This window comes from Myroides sp. WP-1 (assembly GCF_014145635.1).
Classification (GTDB): Bacteria; Bacteroidota; Bacteroidia; order Flavobacteriales; family Flavobacteriaceae; genus Flavobacterium.
On the sequence record NZ_JACHTC010000038.1, the window covers coordinates 1 to 5,365 of the forward strand.

At 37.0% G+C, this 5,365-nt stretch carries 4 protein-coding genes; all 4 read right to left on the bottom strand.

The window, feature by feature from the left end; all coding sequences use genetic code 11:
- Positions 1–988 (bottom strand): gliding motility-associated C-terminal domain-containing protein (locus tag H4K33_RS16030; protein WP_182650812.1); only part of this gene is annotated, 988 nt, incomplete at its 3' end.
- A 16-nt stretch (positions 989–1,004) separates the two neighbouring features.
- Complete coding sequence (locus tag H4K33_RS16035) at positions 1,005–3,527, bottom strand: DUF11 domain-containing protein (protein WP_182650814.1); 2,523 nt, start codon at positions 3,525–3,527, stop codon at positions 1,005–1,007.
- Positions 3,517–4,038: a hypothetical protein gene (locus H4K33_RS16040; RefSeq protein WP_182650816.1), complete on the bottom strand. Its 522-nt coding sequence runs from the start codon at positions 4,036–4,038 to the stop codon at positions 3,517–3,519. Before H4K33_RS16040 ends, H4K33_RS16035 begins: the two co-directional genes overlap by 11 nt.
- 2 nt (positions 4,039–4,040) lie before the next feature.
- A partial coding sequence (locus tag H4K33_RS16045) for a hypothetical protein (RefSeq protein ID WP_182650818.1) occupies positions 4,041–5,365 on the bottom strand: 1,325 nt, incomplete at its 5' end.

Consider the following 5,365-nt stretch of genomic DNA (forward strand, 5'->3'; position numbering starts at 1 on the left):
AGATCCAGTCTTTCTTAACTGTCGCTAAGGTGAAGAAACCATAACCTTTTACCGCTGAAACCGTTGTAATTTCTTTACTTGACATATCCACTACGCCGCCTTCATCTACCCACAATTGTTGTTGAGCGTCCCAACGGGCAATGTGCAATTCATTTTCTGGATCTACTAACATAGCCGGTAATGTTGTACGCTCATCCCAACTCAATGTCAATAAAATATCGCTCTTAGTCTCATTTCCGCGGTCTATTAACCAGTATTCACTGGTATTAAGCTCTTTGATCACGCCTGCTGTTGTAGGACGAGCTTTGAAAAAAGCAGCGTCTTCTGTGCGGTATTCGCCAACAAATCCATCGGTTTTTAACTCTGGCGCTGAAATGCGTGCGTAGCGATACTTCTCTTGGTCACCTTTAGGATATTGAAATGACTCGTTCCCGATTTTCTCTACTAAACCTTCTGCGTGAGATGCATCTTTCACATTGATCGCTTTGGCTCCTTGTTGAAAACTCAACATCCCTTGAGACAACTTCTCCCCTGGTAAAACTGTAGGATCTACCTTGATAATGCCATCTTGAAAGTCAACAGTTCCGTAAACCTCCATGTTGTTTTTCAAATCAAACGCCTTTTTCTTGGTAGCGTTATTCAACTCTACATCGTGAAATTCTGACATCTCACTCCCGCTGATGAGTTGAGCACCTAGTTCTCCTTCGCCAGCATAACGCGTAAATACGGCTTTACCCGTTTTGCGATTCGTGGTGAATGAATAATATCCATCGTTGTTGAAATCGCGATAGTAATACACCGTTCCATCATTGCTCAATTTTGCACCTGCTTGGTTGTCAAAATCATACAACGTCGATACTACTCCGCCACTCGCTACTGAGATTTGTCCTTGATTGACAAAAGATTCGTTCGAGGATTGAGCGTTAACAGCGCTACTAGCTCCTATTAAACTTAGAAACAAGAAAGGTTGGTTCATTACTTTTTTCATTGTGCTTCGTTTTTAGTTATTTAATAGCTGGATTTAACAACATTGGGTTAGTTGCTGCAGGGCAATCGTTCACTTGAATTTCAAATTCTTTCGAAGTAACGGCACACTCACCATTATCAACTTTTAATCGAACTTTCACTCCGTTCAACTGCGCATTAGCGTATTTTACTTCTATTTTATTATCCGTAAGAACTACTTTATTTGAAAATGTTGTGTTGTCTAGCGCTTGCCAAGTTGTTCCGCCACTAGTTGAATACTCCCAAGAAAAATTCACTCCTGTTGCAGATACTTCAACCGTTGTTGTTGTATCGAAGTTCGTACAAATTACAAGGTCATCTACTTCTCTATTCATTGTAGGCAACGCATTAATTGTAATAGTAAACGCTTTCTTAGGACCAATACATCCTGCTCTTCCTTCTGCAACAAAAAACGTATAAGTTCCCACTTCAGTAGGATTTGGTATCTCAGCAATTGGTGCTACATCTTGTTGGTTGACAAAGTATACCAATTCGTATTGCTTACTTACCCCAACGTCAGAGAGTCTATTTTCTAATACTAGGTCTTCTCCATAACACAAAGTGATATTTTTCACTATGGGTTCTGTTACCACTTTTTCTACGCTAATTTCTAACTTAGCATAACATCCTGCTTCCATACCTGGTGTCATAGCATAGTAGCTCTTTTTACTTCCATCCGCATTTACAGGGAAATTTCCTGTAACAAGACCGGTATTAGAAGCATAAGACGCTGGTACTATATTAAAGAACTTCGTTCCTACAGGATATTGAGTTGTTACTTCTTCTCGTAAAAAACCGGTAGGAGTAACTTGACAAAATGCTTTGAACTGCATCACATTATTTTCTACTGGTGGAGTACAATTTTGTAAAAATGAATCGCTCAATGAAATGGTTGAAACAAAATCGTCATATACTGGTCCGGCACAAGTTCCGTTACCATAATCTCTTACTAAGTCTGATTTCACTTCTGTTGAAGATGTCGCTCCTACACCTGAAATTTTACCATTAATTTTTACATTTAATCCACATACATTAGTTGATAATAAGATACAATCATTCGAAACCCTAAAGCGGTATTTCAACTTAGCTAATACTGTGTTTCTCGCGCCTGAATCTAAGGGTAAAGTACCTATGTTCCATACAATTTTTCCACCAGATGTTACATTTGGATCATCGGTTCCTCCTATTGGAGCTACCCAAGACACTGTTCCGCCTGCTGGTAAATTTGATTGAATAGTTGCGTTTACAAAATGCAAGTTACTTGGGATAGGAATCTCAATCTTTGAACTATTAACAGCTTCTGTTCCTTTATTATAGACATCTAATTCAAACTCAAATTCTTGTCCAGGAGTCACTGTCCCATTGTGTACGGGTGTTGTACCACCAAAATTAGTTGCTTTATTTTCTCCTACAATTTCAGGTACATAGGCATCTACTGCGAATACAATACTGAAAATAGAATATAAATCTCCACTTGTTCCGTATCTAAACTTAGTAGATGTTTGGTTATTGTTGATCAACTCATTTCCTGTATTAGGTAAGTCAAACATACTAATATCTATCCCCGTATTATTATCTAGATTTGGATTTCTATTATTTCCACCTGTAAAAATAGAGGAGTTAAAAAAGTTGTTTGTTGTATTTCCGGCATGACTTAACTTTAAATAATTATTCGACATTCTCTTTTGAATTTCGAAATAATCTCCAGTTGTACTCACGTCTCCTTCGCCAGCCATCATTCCCATTTTCACTTTAACATCACCATTTTGAGCGGCTCTAAATCCAGATAAGTCAAGTACTTGTTGACCGCCATTAGCAGATATATAAGAATAGCCATCAAATACGGTAATATCTTTCCACTTCATTGCCGCGTTTTTATAGACAACAACCAATCCCCATCCACCAAAATATCCAGTTCCGTTACTTCCTTCCGACAAAGCCATGTCAGCAACCCAGTAATTTCCTACACCATTGGCTCTTACATAGTCTGTAACATCTGCATATCCTACATAAATATAGGCGTTTCCTGATCCTGGATAAGCGATTTCATTTCCTGCACTAACTTCAAAATATGAATTACCTTCCTTCTTAAACTTTACTTTATTTTTGTAATAGGTTTTACTTTTGAACACAATATTGTCTGCATTACTACCACTATTTTGTGCTCTACCTGTCCAATACAACCCTGCATATAATATTTCTGAACACATCGGTGCTTCAGCTCCTAGTTTCAATTCAGCCATAGATGAATTGTAGGTATTGTTATCATTGTCTTTATCGACAACAACCATATTATTACTGTTGTTATTTCGGTCATCTCTATAAGATGATAAGGTTAGGTTTGTATTTCCTAACATCACAAAGTCTCCTTGTATATTATATGTAGAAACTCCTTTATAGGGTGCCGGTGCTTTTTGAGAGGTACGTGGAGTAAATGAAACAACACTTTGTCCAAAAAGTGGAAAACTACACACGATTACTAGAGCGCTTATCCAATACTTTAAAAACTTATTATTCTTCATAATCATCTCCCTTATTGATTTTATCTAACAGAAAGGTTACGTCTCTAAATTTTTCAGCTTGTTTTAATTGCGACATTTGATTCACAATTGTTTGTTTAGCTCGTTCAGATTCATATTGTACGATTATGTAATTCAACGCTGTAAAATAGTTGAAGAGTGTTTCGTTTACCTCAAATGTTTCATTATTATATAAACGAAGAATCAGCACTTTTGCACTTCTAAAATCTGTGGCATGTGTTTCATTCGTTAAAAGAGTAAATTGGTTTTTTCCAAATACCTCTACACTCTCAATAGCTCTATCTTGATTCCAGATATAGTTCATGGAACCATCATCATCAATAAACAATTTCGGTGGAGTGCTATAAAGTAAAAAATCAAGTTTTTCTCTTGCTTCTCCTTGTAGCAATTCCAATTCTTCATTTACTGTTTTCAGATTGATTTGTTGTGCTTGTGCTTTGATTCCAAAGCACAGCACAAAAACTAACAGTATGTATTGTATATTTCTACTCATCACTAATTATTTTCATTAACTGAGAATACGATATTGATAAAGCTTCCCATGTTGATATTAGCCGATCCGTTTACTTTGTATGTCATCAATCCTGTAGCAGAGATGCTCTCGATTGTAAATACTCCTGGCGTTGCATACGTTACGTGGAAGATCAATTCACTCGCTGGCAATACAGGTAAAATTGAACCTGGAACACTACTCATGATTGGAGATCCGAATTGTTGTTCATAGATTGCATATAGATCAATCGTACCTGTTCTACTCGTATTATCGAATGTTACTCCACTTTGAGTCACCTGATTTTCTGCTGTTGGTACCATTACTGAAGGCATATAAAAGAATTTCGGCATGGCTGCTTTTAATGCTTTTAATACTCCATTTTGATCTGCGACAACAACTTTATCCGTTTGACTTCCTTTGAACGCTGGTTTGTTAATATTCACAATCTGAACTCCACCATCACCGTTAAAAATAACGTTGTCAAAAAGTTCTTTATCACCTCCAACCACACGCTCTGAAGTACTAAAAGCGATGTTTTTTCGGTATTCAGAAACAACTCTCAATCCATTATCCGTATTAACATTAATTTCAGCGATGTTCTTGTTGTTACTTAAATTCAATTGTGACTGTTCACCATTCGCTCCTTCATTTGAAATCAATCCAATTGAAGCCGTTGTCTTACCAAACATATTTAACCCTACATGTGTTGGATCATATGTGAATTCATGGCTTTGATCTGCCTTTTGATACGTTAGGTTATCAAATTCACCAAAACTAACTCTTCTTGTTTTGTCTACTGGAGCATTTATCAATGTTCCATCGTGTGTATAGATGTTTCGAGCTAAATCAGATTGATCTGTCCAAGTTGGTTTTCCTTCTTTTGTAACCATCACTTGCCCATTAGTACCCGCCGTAATTTCTAACGTAACATCTTTCAAGGTTGATTCAGCTCCATTTCCTACGGTAATACTTGTGGAAGTAATACCCGCTGTTGAAACTATATTCCCTTCTGTTAGGGTTACGGTAGAAGAAACGCCATTTACTGTACTTTTCAGTGAATTGCCTGTTAATTCTAAGGTGTTCGTTGTACTATCAGCAAGAAGTTCTGCTATGCTAATGGTTTGTGTATTACCTAAAGAATTGGTATAGGTTAATTCTTTTGTTGTTTTATCATATGATAAATCAGTTTCGTTGAATACGAAGTCTTTAGATGTTCCTGTTGCATCTACGTAAGTTAACGTGTTTGTTGCAGCATCATATGATACAGCTCCTGTTCCCAATACTAAATCGTGCGCGATCTTATCTTCATCAGCATACGTTAACGTAT

What these genes read in the sequence shown, in the direction of transcription:
- H4K33_RS16035 (WP_182650814.1), bottom strand. Translation starts at nt 3,527, where the DNA reads ATGAAGAATAATAAGTTTTTAAAGTATTGGATAAGCGCTCTAGTAATC.
- H4K33_RS16040 (WP_182650816.1), bottom strand. Translation starts at nt 4,038, where the DNA reads ATGAGTAGAAATATACAATACATACTGTTAGTTTTTGTGCTGTGCTTT.